This is a genomic window from Dokdonella sp. GW821-FHT11D02 (assembly GCF_058808595.1).
On sequence record NZ_CM179520.1, the window covers coordinates 2001194 to 2019318 of the forward strand.

At 67.7% G+C, this 18125-nt stretch carries 19 protein-coding genes; 5 read left to right on the top strand and 14 right to left on the bottom strand.

Features of this window, described 5'->3' with window-relative positions; all coding sequences use genetic code 11:
• Nucleotides 1-137 precede the first annotated feature (137 nt).
• The gene (locus AC3QL3_RS08370; RefSeq protein WP_492897921.1) at nucleotides 138-911 is read right to left on the bottom strand and encodes an alpha/beta fold hydrolase; all 774 of its coding nucleotides are present in this window, start codon (nucleotides 909-911) and stop codon (nucleotides 138-140) included.
• Between the two features lie 178 nt (nucleotides 912-1089).
• Between AC3QL3_RS08370 and AC3QL3_RS08375 the strand changes: the two genes are divergently transcribed.
• The gene (locus AC3QL3_RS08375) at nucleotides 1090-2550 is read left to right on the top strand and encodes an HD domain-containing phosphohydrolase (RefSeq protein WP_492897922.1); all 1461 of its coding nucleotides are present in this window, start codon (nucleotides 1090-1092) and stop codon (nucleotides 2548-2550) included.
• A 19-nt stretch (nucleotides 2551-2569) separates the two neighbouring features.
• Here the strand turns inward: AC3QL3_RS08375 and AC3QL3_RS08380 are convergent, their stop codons facing one another.
• The 4 genes from AC3QL3_RS08380 to AC3QL3_RS08395 are packed head-to-tail and all read right to left on the bottom strand — an operon-like array spanning nucleotide 2570 to nucleotide 5142.
• On the bottom strand, nucleotides 2570-2959 hold the full coding sequence (locus tag AC3QL3_RS08380; protein ID WP_492897923.1) for a VOC family protein: 390 nt from the start codon (nucleotides 2957-2959) through the stop codon (nucleotides 2570-2572).
• A gap of 42 nt (nucleotides 2960-3001) precedes the next feature.
• Nucleotides 3002-3454, bottom strand: coding sequence for a helix-turn-helix domain-containing protein (locus AC3QL3_RS08385; protein WP_492897924.1), 453 nt, complete (start codon nucleotides 3452-3454; stop codon nucleotides 3002-3004).
• A 45-nt stretch (nucleotides 3455-3499) separates the two neighbouring features.
• Complete coding sequence (locus AC3QL3_RS08390) at nucleotides 3500-4744, bottom strand: RNA polymerase sigma factor (RefSeq protein WP_492897925.1); 1245 nt, start codon at nucleotides 4742-4744, stop codon at nucleotides 3500-3502.
• A 2-nt stretch (nucleotides 4745-4746) separates the two neighbouring features.
• Entirely contained in the window at nucleotides 4747-5142 is a 396-nt protein-coding gene (locus AC3QL3_RS08395) for a YciI family protein (RefSeq protein ID WP_492897926.1), read from the bottom strand.
• Nucleotides 5143-5575: 433 nt separating this feature from the next.
• On the opposite strand from AC3QL3_RS08395, the gene AC3QL3_RS08400 reads away from it, so the two are divergent.
• Complete coding sequence (locus tag AC3QL3_RS08400) at nucleotides 5576-7987, top strand: ABC transporter permease (protein WP_492897927.1); 2412 nt, start codon at nucleotides 5576-5578, stop codon at nucleotides 7985-7987.
• A gap of 6 nt (nucleotides 7988-7993) precedes the next feature.
• Here AC3QL3_RS08400 and AC3QL3_RS08405 read toward each other — a convergent pair whose 3' ends face one another.
• Both AC3QL3_RS08405 and AC3QL3_RS08410 read right to left on the bottom strand, forming a co-directional pair.
• Nucleotides 7994-8878: a GNAT family N-acetyltransferase gene (locus AC3QL3_RS08405; protein WP_492897928.1), complete on the bottom strand. Its 885-nt coding sequence runs from the start codon at nucleotides 8876-8878 to the stop codon at nucleotides 7994-7996.
• A gap of 100 nt (nucleotides 8879-8978) precedes the next feature.
• Complete coding sequence (locus AC3QL3_RS08410) at nucleotides 8979-9890, bottom strand: DUF2167 domain-containing protein (RefSeq protein ID WP_492897929.1); 912 nt, start codon at nucleotides 9888-9890, stop codon at nucleotides 8979-8981.
• A gap of 155 nt (nucleotides 9891-10045) precedes the next feature.
• On the opposite strand from AC3QL3_RS08410, the gene yihG reads away from it, so the two are divergent.
• Complete coding sequence (gene yihG / locus AC3QL3_RS08415; RefSeq protein WP_492897930.1) at nucleotides 10046-10954, top strand: 1-acylglycerol-3-phosphate O-acyltransferase, YihG family; 909 nt, start codon at nucleotides 10046-10048, stop codon at nucleotides 10952-10954.
• Here the strand turns inward: yihG and AC3QL3_RS08420 are convergent.
• The gene (locus AC3QL3_RS08420; protein ID WP_492897931.1) at nucleotides 10935-11432 is read right to left on the bottom strand and encodes a DUF2938 domain-containing protein; all 498 of its coding nucleotides are present in this window, start codon (nucleotides 11430-11432) and stop codon (nucleotides 10935-10937) included. The two genes, yihG and AC3QL3_RS08420, sit on opposite strands and share 20 nt — an antisense overlap.
• A gap of 94 nt (nucleotides 11433-11526) precedes the next feature.
• On the opposite strand from AC3QL3_RS08420, the gene AC3QL3_RS08425 reads away from it, so the two are divergent.
• Nucleotides 11527-12192, top strand: a complete 666-nt coding sequence (locus tag AC3QL3_RS08425) for an ArsR/SmtB family transcription factor (protein ID WP_492897933.1) — start codon at nucleotides 11527-11529, stop codon at nucleotides 12190-12192.
• A gap of 62 nt (nucleotides 12193-12254) precedes the next feature.
• Here AC3QL3_RS08425 and AC3QL3_RS08430 read toward each other — a convergent pair whose 3' ends face one another.
• The 5 genes from AC3QL3_RS08430 to hutI all read right to left on the bottom strand — a co-directional run bounded on the left by AC3QL3_RS08430 (nucleotide 12255) and on the right by hutI (nucleotide 15743).
• Entirely contained in the window at nucleotides 12255-12587 is a 333-nt protein-coding gene (locus tag AC3QL3_RS08430; protein ID WP_492897935.1) for a hypothetical protein, read from the bottom strand.
• Nucleotides 12588-12701: 114 nt separating this feature from the next.
• The gene (locus AC3QL3_RS08435) at nucleotides 12702-12941 is read right to left on the bottom strand and encodes an MJ0042-type zinc finger domain-containing protein (protein WP_492897937.1); all 240 of its coding nucleotides are present in this window, start codon (nucleotides 12939-12941) and stop codon (nucleotides 12702-12704) included.
• 69 nt (nucleotides 12942-13010) lie between these two features.
• Nucleotides 13011-14204 carry a BaiN/RdsA family NAD(P)/FAD-dependent oxidoreductase gene (locus AC3QL3_RS08440; protein ID WP_492897939.1) on the bottom strand — a complete coding sequence of 398 codons (1194 nt, stop codon included), beginning with the start codon at nucleotides 14202-14204 and terminating at the stop codon, nucleotides 13011-13013.
• Nucleotides 14197-14520 (bottom strand): YkgJ family cysteine cluster protein, encoded by a 324-nt coding sequence (locus AC3QL3_RS08445; protein WP_492897941.1) that lies wholly within the window; start codon nucleotides 14518-14520, stop codon nucleotides 14197-14199. Before AC3QL3_RS08445 ends, AC3QL3_RS08440 begins: the two co-directional genes overlap by 8 nt.
• Complete coding sequence (gene hutI / locus AC3QL3_RS08450) at nucleotides 14517-15743, bottom strand: imidazolonepropionase (RefSeq protein ID WP_492897943.1); 1227 nt, start codon at nucleotides 15741-15743, stop codon at nucleotides 14517-14519. Before hutI ends, AC3QL3_RS08445 begins: the two co-directional genes overlap by 4 nt.
• Before the next feature lie 71 nt (nucleotides 15744-15814).
• Here hutI and AC3QL3_RS08455 point away from each other — a divergent pair, with 71 nt between their 5' ends.
• Entirely contained in the window at nucleotides 15815-17188 is a 1374-nt protein-coding gene (locus AC3QL3_RS08455) for a formimidoylglutamate deiminase (protein ID WP_492897945.1), read from the top strand.
• 25 nt (nucleotides 17189-17213) lie between these two features.
• Here the strand turns inward: AC3QL3_RS08455 and AC3QL3_RS08460 are convergent, their stop codons facing one another.
• Complete coding sequence (locus AC3QL3_RS08460) at nucleotides 17214-18104, bottom strand: LysR family transcriptional regulator (protein ID WP_492897947.1); 891 nt, start codon at nucleotides 18102-18104, stop codon at nucleotides 17214-17216.
• Nucleotides 18105-18125 lie beyond the last annotated feature (21 nt).

The window sequence follows — 18125 nt, forward strand, 5'->3', positions numbered from 1 at the left end:
GCAGCGCTGTCTTGGTTCGGTTGCGCCAACGGCTTCGGCCGGATTGCGAGCACAAGAAAAGCCGCTCCCCAAGTGAGAGCGGCGATTCGATTTCCGCGAGACGAAGTGGGGCGCGCGGCATCCCGCTCGTCAATTGCTCATTTCTTTCCCTGCGCCGCCTGCTCGATCAACTTGGCCACCGCTTTCGGCTGCGACACGTAGATCGCATGGCTGCCGGCCACTTCGACCACGCTCGCGCCGATGCGCTTGGCCATCGTCTGCTGTGCCGGCGGCGGGATCATGCGGTCTTCGGTGGCGACCAGGTACCAGCTCGGCTTCGTGCGCCAGGCCGGGGCGGTGATCTGTCCGGCGAGCGCCTGCACGCCCCAGGGCACCTGCGAGTCGGCCATGAAGTGGGCTTCCTCGGCGGGCACGTCGGCGGCGAATGAGGCCGCGAACTTGGCGCGGTCGAGGAAGAGGAAGCCGTCTTGCGGCGGCAGGATCGGCGGCACCGGCGCGCCCGGCGGCGGGTTGGCGATCAGGGTCTGCACCGACTCGCCCTTGTCCGGCGCGAAGGCGGCGATGTAGACCAGACGCTCGACCTTCGGATCGGTACCGGCTTCTGAAATCACCGCGCCGCCGTAGGAATGGCCGACCAGCACGACCGGACCTTCGAGCTGCGCGATGGCGCGCTTGGTCACGGCGACGTCGTCGGCGAGCGAGGTGGTCGGGTTCTGCACGATGCTGACGTGGTAGCCGTCCTTCTGCAGCAGCTGATACACCTTCTGCCAGCCGGAGCCGTCGGCGAAGGCGCCGTGCACCAGCACGACGTTCTTGATCGCCGGTGCGGCCGGTTTCGGATCGGCGGCGCCGGCGGTGGCGGATGCGGACAAGGCGGCGGCGCTGGCGAGGACGAGGGTCTTGAGGTTCATGAGGGTTCTCCTGGAAAGTGGTTGAGGCGTGGGACTGCTGGGTCGAGGGTGGATTTGGCGGTCCATCCTTGAGGCTTAGGTTGCTCCGCGCCTTCCTCTCCCACCATCGGTCGAATGACCGAGCGGCGGGCGAGGGCGGCGGCGCTAGACTTTCAGCCCCTACTGGGTGCGCCTCTCCGTGAACCTCTCCGCCGTTGCTCTGTTGGATGTGATGCGCTCGCTGGCCTTCGTCGGCGACCTCGCCATGGGCCAGCCGATCGATCACTCCTCGCGTGCCGCCTGGATGGCCGGGCAACTCGCTCGCGCCGTCGGCGCCGACGAGGAAGCCTGCGCGCGCGCCGTCGCGGTCAGCTTGCTGCGCTGGTCGGGCTGCACCGCCAACGCACCCGAGTTCGCGCAGCTGTTCGGCGACGACGTCGGCGGGCGCAAGGCACTGCTGGCGAATCAGTCATCCGTCAGCGGCTTCCGTTCCGGCGCGGCGCGCCAAGGCTCGGCCTTCACCTCGCTCTCGCGCATCCACTGCGAGGTATCGGGCGACATCGGGCAGCAGCTGGAACTGGACGAGGCGACGCAATTCGCGCTGCGGCACTTGTTCGAAAGCCACGACGGCGGCGGCGCGCCGGACGGATTGCGCGGCGAGGAGGTACCGACCACGGTCTACACCGCCTCGCTCGCCGGCGACCTGGAGATCTTCAGCCGTCTTTACGGCCTCGACCAGGCTTGCAAGCTGATCGCCCAGCGCGCCGGCACGCTGTATCCGGTCGCACTCGCGGAAGCCACGATCGCGAATGCCGCGCACTGGCTGCAGGCTTTGCAGGAAGATCCGCTCCTGACCGGCGCGTGCGCACTCGATGCGTTCGCCGATCGCACGACCTCGCTCGAGATCCTCGCGCACGTGATCGATCTGAAACTGCCGTGGATGACCGGCTACTCGCGCGAGGTGGCGCAGCTGACGCAGAGCGCCGCGCTCGAACTCGGCCTCGATCCGGCGGCGCAGCAGAGAGCGTATCGCGCCGCACTGATCCACGGCATGGGCCGCGCCGCGGTGCCGAACATGATCTGGGACACACCGGCGAAACTCGCCGACTCCGCCTGGGAACGCGTGCGCCTGGTGCCGTACTGGACCGGCCGCGCGGCGCGGCAGATCGGCTCGCTCGCGGCGGAAGCGGAGATCGCCTCGTACGCCTACGAACGCTGCGACGGCTCGGGCTATTTTCGCGAAGCCAAGGCCGCAGTCGTTCCGATCGAGGGCCGCCTGCTCGCGGCCGCGGCCGCGCTGGCGGCTCTGCGCGTCGCGCGTCCGTGGCGCGACGCGTACGCGCAACACGAGGCGGATGCGATGCTGACGGCCGAAGCGGCGGCCGGCCGTTACGATCTCGAGGTCGTGCGCGCTTTGCTGAAGAAGCCGCGTGCGGCCAAGCTCGCGCCGCCCGCTTTGCCGCAGACCGCGCTACTCAGCGAACGCGAGCGCGACGTGCTGCGCTGGATCAGCCTCGGCGCGAGCAACAAGGTTGCCGCGCAGAAGCTCTCGATCAGTCCGAGCACGGTGCGCACCCATGTCGAAAGCGTGTTCCGCAAGCTCGATTGTTCGACGCGCGCGGCGGCGACCTTGAAGGCGACGCAGCTGGGCTTGTTGTAGCTGCCGGTCGCGCGCCGCTTCACGCGTTCTTCTGATAGATCTGAATCAGATTGCCGCAGGTGTCGGAGAAGATCGCGATGACGACGTCGCCGGCCGCCTGCGGCTCCAGCGTGAAGACCACGCCGCGTTGCTGGAGTTTTTGCACTTCCTCGTGAATCGCGGTGCTTTCGAACGCGGTGGCCGGAATGCCGTCCTTGCGCAGCGCCGCCTGGTAGGCGCTTGCGGCCGGATGTCCGTTCGGCTCCAGCACGAGTTCGAGATCGTCCGGGCCGTCGGGCGAGACGACCGTGATCCAGCGCGGGCCGCCCATCGGAATGTCGTGCTTCTTCTTGAAGCCGAGCATCTCGGTGTAGAAGCGCAATGCTTTGTCCTGGTCGTCGACGAAGATACTGATCAGCTTGATCCGCACCGGCTTGCCTCCTCAAGAGTTCGCGAAGACGGCGAGCATCGCTCAATGCCGGCGCCGCGTCTTCTCGAAAATTGCGGTGGCATCACAGCCGCCGATCCACAGCAGGCAGTTCGGCGGATGCGGCGTCCAATCCGCAATGTGGACCGAGCGGCGCAGGCTGCGCTGGTAGCGCGCGGGCGAGACGCCGATGCGGCGCGCGAACAGCGTGCTGAACGAGCCGACGCTGCTGAAGCCGAGGTCGAGGCAGACCTCGGTCACCGTACGATCGTGCGCGAGCAAGCGCTGCGCCGCGCTCAGCCGTTCGCGCGTGCGGAACTGGTGCGGCGTTTCGCCAAACACGGCGCGGAAGCGCCGGATGAAGTGGAACGGCGACAAACCCGCCTCGCGTGCGGCGTCCTCGATCGACACGTTCGCGTCGCGCACGTCGGCCAGCAGGTCGCGCGCGCGGCCGAGCCTGAGGAAAGCGCATCGATCGGAATCGGTCTTCGATTTCACTGCATCGCTCTTTGTCGAGATCGTCGAGGCAATCCATTCTACGACTCACGCCTGCGCTCGCGCCGCCTTCATCAGCAAGTAGTTGCGCTCCGGCTCGCTCGCGGTCTTCGCCGCGGCGGCGAGATAGCACGCCTTCGCCGCGGCGGCGTCGCCGCTCTTTTCGAGCAGATGCGCGCGCACGGCGTCGAGCCGGTAGTGGCCGGGGAGTTTGCCGCTCGCGGCTAGCGCGTCGAGCAGGGCGAGGCCGGCTTGCGCGCCCTGCGTCATCGCGACCGCCACGGCGTGGTTGAGCGCGATCATCGGGTTGTCGGACAGGCGCATCAGCACACTGTAGAGCGCCTGGATCTGCGCCCAGTCGGTGTCTTCGACGCGCGCGGCTTCGGCGTGTACGGCGGCGATTGCGGCTTGCAGTTGATAGGAGCCGACCGCGCCGCGCGGCAAGGTCGCGCTGATCAGGGCGATGCCTTCGGCGATCGCGTCGTGGTCCCACAGCGAACGGTCCTGTTCGTCGAGCGGGATCAGCGCGCCGTCGGCGTGGTTGCGCGCGGCGCGGCGCGCGTCGGTCAGGCGCATCAAAGCGAGCAGTCCGGCGACTTCGGTCTCGCGCGGCAGCAGCGCGTGCAGCGCGCGGGTCAGGCGGATCGCTTCGCCGGCAAGGTCGACGCGCTGCAAGTCGGCGCCGGCGCTGCCGGTGTGGCCTTCGTTGAAGATCAGGTACAGCACGTGCAGCACCGCGGTCAGGCGTTGCGCGCGTTCGCCTTCGTCGGGCAGCTCGAACGGCAGGCCGGAGTTCTGGATGGTCAGCTTGGCGCGGCTGATCCGCTGCGCCATCGTCGCCTCGGGCACGAAGAAGGCGCGCGCGATCTCGGCCGTGGTCAGGCCGCCGACCGCGCGCAGAGTCAGCGCGATCGCGGACGCGTGCGTCAGCGCCGGATGGCAGCACAGGAACAGCAGGATCAGGCTGTCCTCGCGATCGAGGCCGTCTTCGTCGAACGCCGGCTCGACCGCTTCCTCACCCACCTCGTACAAGTACAGGAAGGCTTCGCGCTGGCGCCGCGCGAAGTCGGCGCGGCGCTGGTCGGTCATGCGCCGCACGGCGACTTGGATCAGCCAGCCGCGCGGATTGTCCGGGCGGCCTTCGGTCGGCCATTGCAGGGCGGCGGCGAGCAGGGCTTCCTGCGTCGCGTCCTCGGCGGCGGCGAAGTCGCCGAAACGGCGCGCCACCGCGCCGAGCACCTGCGGCGCGAGTTCGCGCAGCAGGGGCCCGAAGCCGCGGTTCTCGGCGGCCATCGTCACTCGACCGGCGGCGCACTCATCACTTGGCGCACTTCCAGCGGCAGGTACAGCGGCGCGCCGCCCTTGCCCGGCGCGAGCGAGATCTGCGCGGCGATCTGGTACACGCGCTCGGGGCTGTCGACGTCGAGCAGCCAGAAGCCGGCCAAGAATTCCTTGGTCTCGGCGAACGGGCCGTCGGTGTCGGGCGTGCCGTCGGCGCGGGCGCGCACGATCTTCGCTTCCTCGGGGCCGGCCAGGCCTTGCGCGTCGACGAATTCGCCGGACGCCTTCAGTTTCCTGTTGAAGTCCATCATGAAACGGATGTGCGCCTGGATGTCTTCCGGCGCCCAGGTGCCGATGCCGGCGGTGGTCCAGCCTTCTTTCGGCGCGTGCATCATCAGCATGTACTTCATGGCGTATTCCTCTTCGATGCGCCCCCGGAATGGGTGCGTTCATGGGTTAGTCGGAGCCGGGCACCACTTCTCTACATGTACTTTTGCGATCGTCCATAGATCGCCGCGACCTGGGGGCTCGATCGCCGTCCGGCCGACATCCTGCTGGGTAAGTCCAACCGTGGCCATCCCTGGCCGCACTTTTCATAGAAGCCATCTCCGGGCGCTCGACCACGCTGCCAACCGACTGTCCGCTTCCGGACGAAGACCGCTCGCTGGCGAACACGGCGGAACGGATCTGCGCTGCAAGTGGTTGATTGGAATGAAAGTCGTCGAGTGGCACGGCGCTTGCTCCATCGCTCGCGAGGTCGCGTGTGACGAGAGCGGCGCCATCAAACCCGGTCGTCCCGCGCGGCGGCCAGCAGCAGAGGATCGTATGGGATCGAGCAACTGGATGGCTGATTTGCGTCACGCCGCACGCACGCTGCGGCGCTCGCCGGCATTCACCCTGACCACGGTCGGCATGCTCGGCCTCGCCATCGGCGCGCTGGCCGGCATGTTCGCGGTGGTCAAGACGGTGCTGCTCGACCGCTTGCCGTACACCGATCCCGACCGCCTCGTCTACATCACCGCGACGGCGCCGGGGTCGGGCATGCCGGGCGATCTCGGCGTCGCGCCGGAATTCTTCCTGCAATACAAAGAGCAGTCGCGCCTGCTGCAGGACGTCGCGATGTACGACAGCTTCACCTCGACCCTGCGCGTGGGCGAGCGCGTCGAGCGCGTGCGCATGTCGCAGCCGACCAATTCGCTGTACTCGACCCTCGGCGTGAAGCCCATGCTCGGCCGCCTGCCGACCGAGCAGGACGAGGACGGCAGCGTGGTGATCAGCCACGCGTTGTGGACGACCTGGTTCGGGCAGGACCCGGCGGTGATCGGCCGCACTTACGACATCAGCGACAAGCAGCGCACGGTGATCGGCGTGATGGGGCCCGATTTCCGCTTTCCGCGCAACGATACGGCGCTGTGGATCTCCAACACGGTGCGCGCGGCGAACATCACCCGGCCCGGCCGCTTCGACGCCGAAATGATCGGACGCATCGCGCCGGCCGCGGCCATGCCGACCCTCGCGGACGAATTGACCACGCTGGCCGCGCGCCTGCCCGAACGCTTCGGCGGGCCGCAAGGCTACAAGCGCTTGATCGAACAGAATCGCACCGTGGTGAGCCGGCTCGACGACGCGCTGCTCGGAAACTACTCCGGCGTGCTGTGGGTGCTGCTCGCGGCCACCGGCCTGGTGCTGCTGATCGCCTGCGCCAACGTGGCCAATCTGTTTCTGGTGCGCATCGAAGGACGGCACCAGGAAATGGCGGTGCGGCGCGCGATCGGCGCCGCGCGCAGCCGCCTGCTGCGCCTGCACCTGGCCGAGGCGCTGCTGGTGGCCACACTCGCCGCCGGCGTTGCCGTGGTGCTGGCGATGATCGCCTTGCCGATTTTCTTGAGTTCGGCGCCGGCGCGCATTCCGCGGCTGGATGAAGTGCACATCGGTTGGGCGGAGCTGGCGTTCACCGCCATCGCCGCGGCGGTGTCCGCGCTCATCTGCGGCGGCCTGCCGGCCTTGCGCGGTTCCTCGCCCGATCTGTCGCGGCTGCGCGAAGGCGGTCGCGGATCGACCTATCAGCAGCATTGGCTGCGCAACGGACTGGTGGTCGGCCAGACCGCGCTGGCGCTGGCGCTCTTGATCGGTTCGGGTTTGCTGATGCGCAGCGTGTACGAGCTGCGCAAGGTCGATCCGGGCTATCAGACCAAGGACATCCTGACCTTCCAGATCGCGCCGAGCCGGCCCGAGCTGAAGGATGCGCCGTCGTTCGCCCGCTTCAATCTCGCCTTCCTCGATCGCCTGGCGGCGTTGCCGGGGGTGGAGTCGGTCGGCCTGATCGAGAACGTGCCGCTCAACGAGAACACCTCGATGATGCCGATCCGCACCGAGCAGATGAGCGCCGACACCAACGAGGGCAAGCTGCTGCACTACACCTTCACCGCCGGCGACTACTTCAAGACGATGGGCATCAAGCTCTTGGCCGGCCGCGCCTTCGGCGCCGACGACCACAGCTCATCGCTCGGCAACGTGATCGTCAGCAAGTCGGCCGCGGCCGCGCTGTGGCCCGGGCGCGATGCGATCGGGCAGCGGCTGCAGCGTCGCGACCAGACCGCGTGGGAAACCGTGGTCGGCGTGGTCGACGATGTCATGCAGGACAGTCTGCAGACGCCGGCGGAAGCGGTCGTCTATTTTCCGCTGGTCGACACCACCCCGCAGGGCGGGCGTCAGGTTTCCTCGCCGGGTTACGTGCTCAAGAGCACACGCGCGGACAGCATCGCGCCCGAAGTGCGCGCGCTGGTGCGCGAGGTCGCGCCGGAAGCGCCGATGTATCGCGTCTTCACCATGGCGTATCTGATCGAAGACTCCATGCTGCAGTTGTCTTTCACCTTGCTGACCCTCGGCATCGCCTCGGTGCTCGCGCTGGTGCTCGGTGCGGTCGGCTTGTACGCGGTGTTGTCCTACGTCGTCGACGAGCGCACGCGCGAGATCGGTGTGCGCATGGCGCTCGGCGCGCGCGTCGGACAGGTGCGCGCGATGGTGGTCGGGCAGGGTGCGCGCGTGATCGGCATCGGCATCGCGATCGGCATCCTGATGGCGCTGGCCGGCACTCAAGCACTGAGCAGCCTGCTGTTCGGCGTGCAGCCGCTCGACCTCATCACGTTTGCGGCGATGTCGTTCTTGATGATCGCGGTCGGCTTGCTCGCGAGCTATTTGCCGGCGCGGCGCGCGTCGAATCTGGACCCGACCGAAGCGCTGCGGCGGAGCTGAGCGCTCTCATTGCAGCTTCTTCTCGAACCAATGCTGCGCGTACGGGTTGTCGTTGAAGCGCTCGATCTCTGCGTAACCGGACGAGCGGTACAGCCGCAAGGCTTCGGCCAGCGAGCCGTTGGTGTCGAGACGGATCGTGTGCAACCGGCGCGCCCGCGCGGCGCGTTCGAGTTCGCCGAGCAGGCGGCGTCCGAGACCGAGGCCGCGCGCGTCCGGTGAAATCCACATGCGCTTGATCTCGCCGACGCCGGCTTCGAGCCGGCGCAGCGCGCCGCAGCCGACCGGCTTGCCGTACAGCCGCGCCAAGAGCAGGCTGCCGCGCGGCGCCACGTAGTCGCCGAGGTCGGACACGGCGCCGGCGTGCGCGGGATCGAAGCCGCTGCCGAAGCGCGCGTCGAGTTCGCCGAAATATTGTTGCAGGCACCACTGCGCATCGGTGCCGGTCGGATCTTCCGGCGCGATCTCCACGCTGGAAGCGCGCAACAGGCGTTCGACCTCGGTCATCGCCGTCAGCAGACGCTGCGCCTGCTCGCCGTTCAAGGCGTCCAGCATCGACTGCGCCAATTGGTTCGACAGCGTGTCGATCTTGTGCAGCTCCGCCAGCCCGGCGCGCGACAGGCGCACGTATTTGACGCGGCCGTCCTCCGCCGACGCCTGCGTGGTCGCCAATTGCTTGCTTTCCAGCGCGCGCAGCAGGCGGCTGACGAAGCCCGAATCCATGCCCAGACGCTGGCGCAGTTCGCGCACGGTCGCGCCGTTCTTGCCGATCTCGAACAAGAGCCGCGACTCGACGTAGGGGCGATCGCGGCCGAGGAATTTTTCGTTGAGCACGCCGAGCCGCTGGGTGACGGTGCGGTTGAACGTGCGGATGCTGTCGATGTCGTTCTGCATTTGTCTGACTCTAGTCAGATAAATGCTCGGACGCAAGAGCGGCGCCGGCCGAAGCCGGTGCCGCGCTCGAAGAACGGAAGCCGGAACGCTGCCGGCTGCCTCAGGAAGCGGACTTCTTGCCGAACAGGAATTTCCTCAGCATCGCGCCGAGCGCGACCACGCCGAGCGCAATCAGCTTGAAGAACTTCGCGAACATCGCGCCGGCCAGCGCCAAGAGGCCGAGCTTCTTCGCCGCGACGCCGCCGATCAGAGCGGCGAGGCCGTAGCCGGCGACGCGATCGGTGGTGGCGTCGAAGTCGGCGTAGCGTTTGCCTTGATCGAAGGAAATCGACGCCAGCAGTTGGCTGGCGATCGGCTTTTCCGCGTCGATGTGCGACTGCGAACTGATGAAGTCGAGCGAAACGTATCCCTCGCGGCCGAGCACGTAGGTGTTGTAGTTGACGGTGTTGTCCGCTCCGGCCGGCGCGTTCTTTTCGCGCAGCTCGACCGACCAGACCAACCGTTGCGTGGCGTCGTCGTAGGCGGGCGGTTCGATCCAATGCGTCACTTCGAGCGGTGAGAAGCCGAGCTGCACGCGGCGCTCGTTACCCTCTTCGGTGCCTTGCTTGAGTTCGTCGAGCAATTCGTCGGCCTTCCAATGCTTGGCGTCGTCGTCCTTGATGTAGCCGGCCGACTCGTAGTCCAGCGTGGCCATCCATTCCTCATCGCCGAGCGGGAGGATCAAGCCAAGAAATGTGTCGCCGATGCTGTTGCCCATCGCTTCCATCAACGCCTTGCCTTGCGCCGGCGGCACGAAGCCGTAGCCTTCGGGCAAATTGAGCGTGGCCTGATGGGCCAAGGCGACGCGCTGCGGGCCGCGTTGCACGGCACCCGCGGCGGTCTGCCAGGCCTCGTGCACGGCCGTATCGGCGGGCGTTGCGGGCGTGGCTTCGTCTTCGGCGTGCGCCCAGCCGGCGGCGTTCGCACACAGCGCAAAAGCCAGCGCGAGCCGGCGCAGAAAAGAACTGTCCATCGAAATTTCTCCCCAGAGTGATCGCTGGCCGCGATGCAGCCGCGGGCGCAAGCGTAGCGCAGGCAGGGGATTGCACCGCAAGAGGATCAGGGCTCTGCTCGCCACGGCAACGATTCGCCGCTAGGCTGGGCCGATCGACGATCGATTGGAAACGCATGCGAGTGCTGCCGGTTTTCCTGCGTCTGCCGCTGGCCGCGATCCTGATCGCGCTCAGCACCGTGCTGCATGTGCTGCCGCTGTTCGCGATCACCTTGATCAAGGCGGTGTTGCCGATCGCCGCGATACGCCGCGCCTGCACCGATGCTCTGACCGCGATTGCGGAAAGCTGGATCGAGGTCAACAGCCGCCTGATCGATCTCTGCACGCACACGCGCTTCGTCGTCGCTGCGGACGCGCGCCTGCGGCGCGACGGGCACTATCTGGTCTTGGCCAATCACCGTAGCTGGGTCGACATTCCGGTCCTGCAGAAAGTATTCAACCGGCGCATTCCGCTGCTGCGTTTCTTCTTGAAGAGCGAGCTGTTTTGGGTGCCCTTGCTCGGGCTCGCCTGGTGGGCGCTGGATTTCCCGTTCATGCGGCGCTACACGCGCGAGCAGATCGAGCGGCGGCCGGAGCTGGCCGGGCGCGACGTCGAGGCGACGCGGCGCGCTTGTGCCAAGTTTCGCTCGATTCCGGTCGCGGTGATGAACTTCGTCGAAGGCACGCGCTACACCGCGACCAAACACGAGGCGCAAGCCTCGCCGTACCGGCATCTGCTGAAACCGAAATCAGGCGGCATCGCCTTCGTGATCGAAGCGATGGGCGAGGGCCTGCAGACGATTCTGGATGTGACGGTGGTTTATCCGGATCGGCGTCCGACCTTGCTCGACCTCTTCGCCGACCGCGTGCGCGAAGTGCGCATCGACGTGCGCGAGCGGCCGATCCCGCCTGAGTTTCTGCGTGGCGACTACCAGAACGACGCCGAATTCCGCGCGCGTTTCCAGGCTTGGATGAACGCGCTGTGGACGGAGAAGGACGCGATCTACGCGGCGCTGCAGTCGGCGTCTAGCTCCACAGCACCTTAGCCCAGAGCAGCCCTGACAGATACATGCCGAGGCCGAACACGGTGTGCACGACCAGGCTGCGCAGGCGCATCGCATTGGGCTTGGGCGTTTTCGATGCGGCGATGCCGGCGCCCATGCCGGGCTGCAGCACGAAGAACGGAGCGACGACGGTCGCGATGCCGACCAGGAGGGCCGGCAGCGGGGTCGGCTGGCGCGCCCAAGCCTGGCCGAAGATCGCCAGCAGGATCGCGGCGAAGAAGATGCCGATCAGATAGTGCGCGCTCCATCCGAGCGCCAGCTCGCCGCGGATCGGCGCCGCGCGCGTGATGCTCTCGTGGGTGAAGCGGCCGCGCGCGAGATGGCCGAACCAGCGGCCGACCAGGCTCCAGTCCAGGCCGGCGACGCCGAGCAAACGTTTCATGCTCAGCGCCCACAGGTCGACCATTGCGGTCGCGCCGGCGCCGATGAGGATCGCTTGCACGAGGAAAGTCTTGTCCACGATCTTGCTCCTTCCGATTCGCCGTCGCCGGCACGCGCGGATCATATCATTCAATTTTTCTATTGAATGAAGCTGCGTGCTAGCATCGTGCGGCATGCCCATTCGTGACATCCAAGCCGATGCCTTCGCCGAATTCGCCGCGCTCGCGCGCACGCTCGGCCATGCGCATCGCTTGGCGTTGCTCGAGCATGTGGCGCAAGGCGAGCGCGCGGTCGAGCGGCTAGCCGAGCTGAGCGGTTTGTCGGTGGCGAACGCCTCGCAGCATCTGCAGCACCTCAAGCGCGGCGGTTTCGTGCAGGCGCGGCGCAGCGGCAAGCAAGTTTTGTACGGTCTCGGCGACGGCCCGATCGCGAATGTGTTGACGGCGCTGCGCCAGTACGCCGAACACCAGCGCGCTCGCATCGGCGAGCTGGCGCGCGAGGGCGCCGCGGCTGGCAAGGAGATGGAGGCGATTTCGCGCAGCGAACTGCTGCGCCGCCTACGCGAACGCAGCGTGACCCTGCTCGACGTGCGGCCGCACGAGGAATTCAAACTCGGTCATTTGCCCGGCGCGATCAACATCCCGTTCGACGAGTTGAAGCGGCGTTTAGACGAGTTGCCGAAGAGGCGCGAAGTGGTGGCTTATTGCCGCGGCCCGTACTGCGTGCTCTCGACGCAGGCGCTGGCCATGCTGCGCGCATGCGGGCTGCGTGCGCGCCGCCTGCGCGACGGCTTTCCGGATTGGAAGGCGGCCGGATTGCGCGTGGATACCGCGCACTGAACGACCCGAAATGCCGGCGCGCACGCGAGCAGTCGCTCGCATGCGCAACCTTGTGCCGAAGATCAGCCTTCTTCCATCGGACGCTTCGCCGTCGCGGTGCAGTTGCGATACTCAGCACGCGAGACCTGTTTGTTCAGGTCGGTATCGCACTGACGGAAATTACGCGACAGCCACGGATCGTTGACCACATCCTGCTCGGTCAGATAACCGACCTGCTTGAGGTCGAGCTGATCGAACGGCACCGGCGTCATCGCGGCCTGCTCGCTGGTGCGATTCTGCATTTCCTGCTCGTTACGCTGAACTTGCTGCTGCTCGTTCATCGGTTCGTTGTGCGATTGCGCGAACACCAGCGGCGCAGCGAGCGTCATCGCCATCACGGCCATCCTCGTCAGCATCCTCTTCATCGTGAGCGGGTTCCGTGCGAGTCGGAACTTCACCATGGCATCGCACGATTGAATCGGCTGTGAATCTTTCCGCTATCGAATCAATAAGATGGCGTATACATTTCGTTATCGATTCGAGCGGCTGCGGATTTCGATCGCAGCATCCTCGAGCGGTGTCGCGACGATCGGCTCGGCGTGCACCACGCGTCCACGGCCGTGTGTCGCGACCGGCGTGGTTTCGATCAAGTGCGCGGCGATGTCGGTGCCGCAGCGCGGGCAACGCGCGAGGTCGTCGTCGTTGCGATCGGTGCGGCTGTCGACGAATTCGGCTTGGCAGTTGGGGCAACGGATCTGCACGACGGACATGCGGCACCTCCAATCTCAGTAGCCCCCAAGAAATGGGACCCCGTCCGCGCAGTCAGGTTCCGCGCCCGACTACAGCGCGTTGCCGCAAGCGTGTGCGGACGCCCAAGCCCATTGGAAGTTGTAACCGCCGAGCCAACCGGTCACGTCGACCACTTCGCCGATGAAGTAGAGACCCGGCACGCGCCGCGATTGCATGGTCGAGGACGACAGTTCGTCGGTGTCGACGCCGCCGAGAGTGACTTCGGCGGTGCGGTAGCCTTCGGTGCCGCTCGCGATCAGCGGCCAGTCCGCCAATTGAGCCGCGATCACGCGCAACTCGCTCTCGCGGTATTGGCGCATCGGTTTGTTGGCGAACGCGGTTTCGCACAATCGCTGGGCGTAACGCTTGGGCAGGGCGTCGGCGAGCACGCTGCGCAGTTCCGCGCCCGCGCGTTCCGCTTGCTGTGCGCGCAGCCATTCGAACGCGTCGCGATCGGGCAGCAGGTCCAGGCGCAGTTCGTCGCCGGGATTCCAGTACGAAGAAATCTGCAGGATCGCCGGCCCGCTGACGCCGCGATGAGTGACCAGAAGAAAGTTGCGGAAGCGCGCGCCGTTGCAACGCGCTTCGACCGGGAATGACACGCCGGCCAGATCGGCGAGGCGTTCGAGCGGTTTGCCGCTCAAGGTCAGCGGCACCAGACCGGCGCGCGTGGGCAGGACGCGATGGCCGTAGCGGCGCGCGAGTTCGTAGCCGAAGCCGCTCGCGCCCATGCTCGGGATCGATAGGCCGCCGCTGGCGACCACCAGCGACGGTGCTTCGGCGTCGCCGCGCGCGGTGGTCACGCGAAAGCCGCGTTCGCGCTGGCGGATGCCGGCGACCGCGCAGCTCGTTTCGATGCGCACGCCGCCGGCCGCGCACTCCTCCAGCAGCATGCGCACGATCTGCTTGGACGAGTCGTCGCAGAACAACTGGCCGAGTTCTTTCTCGTGATAGGCGATGCGATGGCGCTCGACCATCGCGACGAAGTCGGCCGGCGTGTAGCGCGCCAGCGCCGACTTGCAGTAGTGCGGATTGGCGGACAGGAAATTCTGCGGCGAGGCACCGAGATTGGTGAAGTTGCAGCGGCCGCCGCCGGACATCAGGATCTTCTTGCCGACGCGATTGGCGTGCTCGAGCACGAGCACGCGCCGGCCGCGCTGGCCGGCGACCAGCGCGCACATCAGCCCGGCGGCGCCGCCGCCGATCACGATCGCGTCGAACGCCTGCGCCGCCGCCTCAGCCATGCGTGGGCGCGCCGTACCACTCGGCGCGCTCGATCAGGCAGCCGGCGCCGCCCATGGCGAAATCGCGGCAGACCTGCGGGCGCTCGGCGTAGATCGTGCAGCGCATGCTGTCGCGGTCGAGTGCGGTGCACCAGCCGTCGTCGCGCTGCGCCATGTGCTCCAGACCGTACTCGTCGACGTCGGTCAGCCACACCGGCACCACATCGCCCGGCAACAGCAGCACCGGCAGCCGGCAGCAGGCCGCTTCGCAGGCGTCGCAGCGGATGCTGGCGTCGATCACTTCATCGACGACTTCGATCGCGAGCGAGGCCGTCACGAGGCGCGTCCGGCGATGCGCACGTCGCGCGCCAGGCCGCCGCCGATCCAGTAGCACAGCTCGGCCGGGTGGCGTGCATTCCAGAGCACGAAATCGGCGCGCTGTCCGACGCGCAACGTGCCGCGATCGTCCAACCCGAGCGCGCGCGCGGCGTGCACGGTGGCGCCGCGCAAGGCTTCTTCCGGCGTCAGGCGCAGCTCGATGCAAGCCATGTTCAGCGCGAGCCGCAGCGACAACAGGGGCGAGGTGCCGGGATTGAGATCGCTGGCGACCGCCATCGCGACGCCGTATTCGCGGAACTGCGCGATCGGCGGCGAGCGCGTTTCGCGCAACGCGTAGAACGCCCCCGGCAGCAGCACGGCGACGGTGCCGGCGCTGGCCATCGCGCGCACGCCCGCTTCGCTGGTGTGTTCCAGATGCTCGGCCGAGCGCGCGCCGAATTCGGCCGCGAGCGCGGCGCCGCCGAGATCGGAGAGCTGGTCGGCGTGCAGCTTGATCGGCAGGCCGAGTTCGCGCGCGCGTTCGAACACGCGCCGCGTCTGTGCCGGCGAGAACGCGATGCGCTCGCAGAACGCGTCGACCATGTCGGCCAGCCCTGCGCGCGCCGCGGCCGGCAGGATTTCCGTGCAGATCAGCTCGATGTAGTCGTCGGCGCGTTCTTTGAACTCCGGCGGCAGCGCATGCGCGGCGAGCAGGGTGGTGCTGACGCCGAGGCCGAGCTCGGCACCGATGCGCCGCGCCGCGCGCAGCATTTTCAGTTCGTTGTCGAGGTCGAGGCCGTAGCCGGACTTGATCTCGATCGTGGTGACGCCGTCGCTGCGCAACGCGCGCGCGCGCGGCAGCGACTGCGCCACCAGTTCGTCTTCGCCGGCCGCACGCGTGGCGCGCACGCTCGACAGGATGCCGCCGCCGGCACGCGCGATCTCTTCGTAGCTGGCGCCGTTCAAGCGCTGCTCGAACTCGCCGGCGCGGTCGCCGCCGAACACGAGGTGGGTGTGGCAGTCGATCAGGCCCGGTGTGACCAACGCACCCGCGGCCGAGAGGATTTCCTTGGCGAGCCGCTCGGGCCGATCCGGCAGTTCGCTTTGCGCGGCGGCGAACGCGATGACGCCATCCTTCCAGCCCAGCGCGCCGCGCTCGATCAGGCCGTACGGCGTGCCGTTCGCGTCCATCGTCGCCAGGCTCGCGTCGAGCAGCAGACCATCCCATTGCGGCGTCACCATGACTACTCCATCTGGCGAGACGCGCCGCCGCTGGTTAGGCTGCGCGCGTTCGATCACTACGGAAACTTTCGATGCCCGCGTATTTTGCCGATTCCGCATGGATGCCGCACGGCTGGGGCGAGCGAACTCGCCTGCAGGTCGAGGACGGTCGCTTCGCTCCCGCCGCCGCACCGGACGCGGACGGCGCCGAACGCCTCGGCCGCTACGTCGTGCCGAGCTTGCCGAACCTGCACTCGCACGCGTTCCAGCGCGCGATGGCGGGGTTGGCCGAGCGGCGCGGCAATCCGGAAGACAGCTTTTGGACCTGGCGCGAGGTGATGTACGCGTTCGCCGGCCGCATCGGCCCGGACGACCTGCAGGCGATCGCGGCCCAGCTCTACGTCGAGATGCTGAAGGCCGGCTACAGTCAGGTCTGCGAATTCCACTATTTGCATCATCAACCGGACGGCCGGCCGTACGCCGATGCGGCGGCGATGTCGCTGGCGCTGATCGCCGCGGCGGAAGAGGCCGGCATCGGCCTGACCCTGCTGCCGACCTTGTACATGACCGGCGGCTTCGACGGCCGGCCGTTGTCGGAGCGGCAACGCCGCTTCGGCCATACGGTCGACTCCTACCTGCGCCTGCTCGAACGCCTGTGCACGCTCGAATCGCAGCGCTTGCGCGTCGGCATCGCGCTGCATTCGCTGCGCGCGATGCCGCAGGACGCGCTGCAAGCGGTGCTCGCCAGCGACGCCGCGCGCGAACGCGTCATCCACATCCACATCGCCGAGCAGATCGGCGAAGTGCAGGACTGTCTCGCTCTGCGCAACGCGCGCCCGGTCGATTGGCTGCTCGACCATGCGCCGGTCGACGCGCGCTGGTGCCTGGTCCATGCCACCCACATGAGCGAACGCGAAACGCGCCGGCTCGCCGCCACCGGCGCGGTGGCCGGTCTGTGTCCGACCACCGAGGCCAATCTCGGCGACGGCCTGTTCCCGCTGACCGCCTACCTCGACGCCGGCGGTGCGATCGGCATCGGTTCGGACAGCCACATCTCGGTCTCGCCGATCGAAGAACTGCGCTGGCTCGAATACGGCCAACGCCTGGCGACCAAGCACCGCAACGTCGCCGCCACCGCGGCGCAGCCGAGCAGCGGCGAATGCCTGCTCGCGCAAGCCTTGGCCGGCGGCGCGCGCGCCAGCGGCGTCGACATCGGTCGCCTCGCGGCGACCACCGGCGAAGCGCCGCGCGCGGACCTTCTGGTGCTCGACGAAACCTCGCCGCTGTTGGCCGGCCGCGACGCCGAACACGCGATCGACAGCTGGATCTTCGCCGGCAACGCCAATCTCGTGCGCGACGCGATGGTCGGCGGCGAATGGGTCGTGCGCGGTTTCCGCCATCGCGACGAGGAGCGGATTGCGGCGCGCTATCGCGAGGTCGTGGAGCGGCTCGCCGCAGCCAGCTAGCGCGCGTCGATGCGCGACGGCAGAGTCACAGCTGCCGCACGCGGCGCAACGCGGCGACCAGATTCTCCAGCGGAGCCGCGAGACGGCCGCTCGCCGCGCGGTGGATCAGCCAGTAGCGGATCTCGGCTTTGAAGTCGCGCACTTCGAGCGCGTCGATCGCGCCGCGATGGCGGCTGCGTTCGAGCAGCGCCGGGGTGGTCAGGCCGAGTCCGAGGCCGCGCGCGATCAGGGCCATGCGCAGTTCGGCGTTGAAGATCTCGACCGCGACGCGCAGCGGCTGGCCGCTGCGCGCGAACGCTTGGCGCAGGCTGCGGCGGTAGCCGCAGCCGTCCTGGCTGAGCACCCAGGAATGTTCGGCGAGGTCGCCGAGTCGCGCGCGCTTGGGCAGCTCCCACGTTTTCGGCGCGACGACGACGATGCGTCCGTCCGAGATCGCCTGCGCTTGCAGCGTGGGCGGGATTGCGCTGTCGCCGGGCAGGTAGATTAGAGCCGCGTCGAGCCGGTTCGATTCGACCTGTTCGACCAGTTCGTGCGACCACGCGGTCGATACGATCATCTGCAGCTGCGGATAGGCCTTGCTCAAACCCTCGAGCGGCGCCGCCAGGGCGTCGTCCTGCTGTGACGGCGTGACGCCGAGGCGGAATTCGCCGTTGACCGCCGCGTCCTTGCCGAAGCCCGAGCGCAGATCGAGCACCGAGCCGAGCACGCGGCGGCCGAGCCGATAGGCGTCGTGGCCTGCGCTGGTGGGTTTGAGCGGCTTGCTCAGACGATCGAGCAGCTGCACGCCGAGTGCTTCCTCCAGACCTTGCACGCGCCGCGTCACGGCTGGCTGGGTCAAGTGCAGGCGCGCGGCGGCGGCATTGATCGAGCCGGCGTCGACCACGGCCAGGAAGGCTTCGATGTCGCGTGTGTTCATGGCTGCCTCGCGTAAATGCTT

Excerpts from the sequence above, each read along its gene's own strand:
- AC3QL3_RS08370 (WP_492897921.1), bottom strand. The coding sequence starts at position 911 with ATGAACCTCAAGACCCTCGTCCTCGCCAGCGCCGCCGCCTTGTCCGCA.
- AC3QL3_RS08390 (WP_492897925.1), bottom strand. The coding sequence starts at position 4,744 with ATGGCCGCCGAGAACCGCGGCTTCGGGCCCCTGCTGCGCGAACTCGCG.
- AC3QL3_RS08395 (WP_492897926.1), bottom strand. The coding sequence starts at position 5,142 with ATGAAGTACATGCTGATGATGCACGCGCCGAAAGAAGGCTGGACCACC.
- AC3QL3_RS08400 (WP_492897927.1), top strand. The coding sequence starts at position 5,576 with ATGGCTGATTTGCGTCACGCCGCACGCACGCTGCGGCGCTCGCCGGCA.
- AC3QL3_RS08405 (WP_492897928.1), bottom strand. The coding sequence starts at position 8,878 with ATGCAGAACGACATCGACAGCATCCGCACGTTCAACCGCACCGTCACC.
- AC3QL3_RS08410 (WP_492897929.1), bottom strand. The coding sequence starts at position 9,890 with ATGGACAGTTCTTTTCTGCGCCGGCTCGCGCTGGCTTTTGCGCTGTGT.
- yihG (WP_492897930.1), top strand. The coding sequence starts at position 10,046 with ATGCGAGTGCTGCCGGTTTTCCTGCGTCTGCCGCTGGCCGCGATCCTG.
- AC3QL3_RS08425 (WP_492897933.1), top strand. The coding sequence starts at position 11,527 with ATGCCCATTCGTGACATCCAAGCCGATGCCTTCGCCGAATTCGCCGCG.
- AC3QL3_RS08430 (WP_492897935.1), bottom strand. The coding sequence starts at position 12,587 with ATGCTGACGAGGATGGCCGTGATGGCGATGACGCTCGCTGCGCCGCTG.
- AC3QL3_RS08435 (WP_492897937.1), bottom strand. The coding sequence starts at position 12,941 with ATGTCCGTCGTGCAGATCCGTTGCCCCAACTGCCAAGCCGAATTCGTC.
- AC3QL3_RS08440 (WP_492897939.1), bottom strand. The coding sequence starts at position 14,204 with ATGGCTGAGGCGGCGGCGCAGGCGTTCGACGCGATCGTGATCGGCGGC.
- hutI (WP_492897943.1), bottom strand. The coding sequence starts at position 15,743 with ATGGTGACGCCGCAATGGGATGGTCTGCTGCTCGACGCGAGCCTGGCG.
- AC3QL3_RS08455 (WP_492897945.1), top strand. The coding sequence starts at position 15,815 with ATGCCCGCGTATTTTGCCGATTCCGCATGGATGCCGCACGGCTGGGGC.
- AC3QL3_RS08460 (WP_492897947.1), bottom strand. The coding sequence starts at position 18,104 with ATGAACACACGCGACATCGAAGCCTTCCTGGCCGTGGTCGACGCCGGC.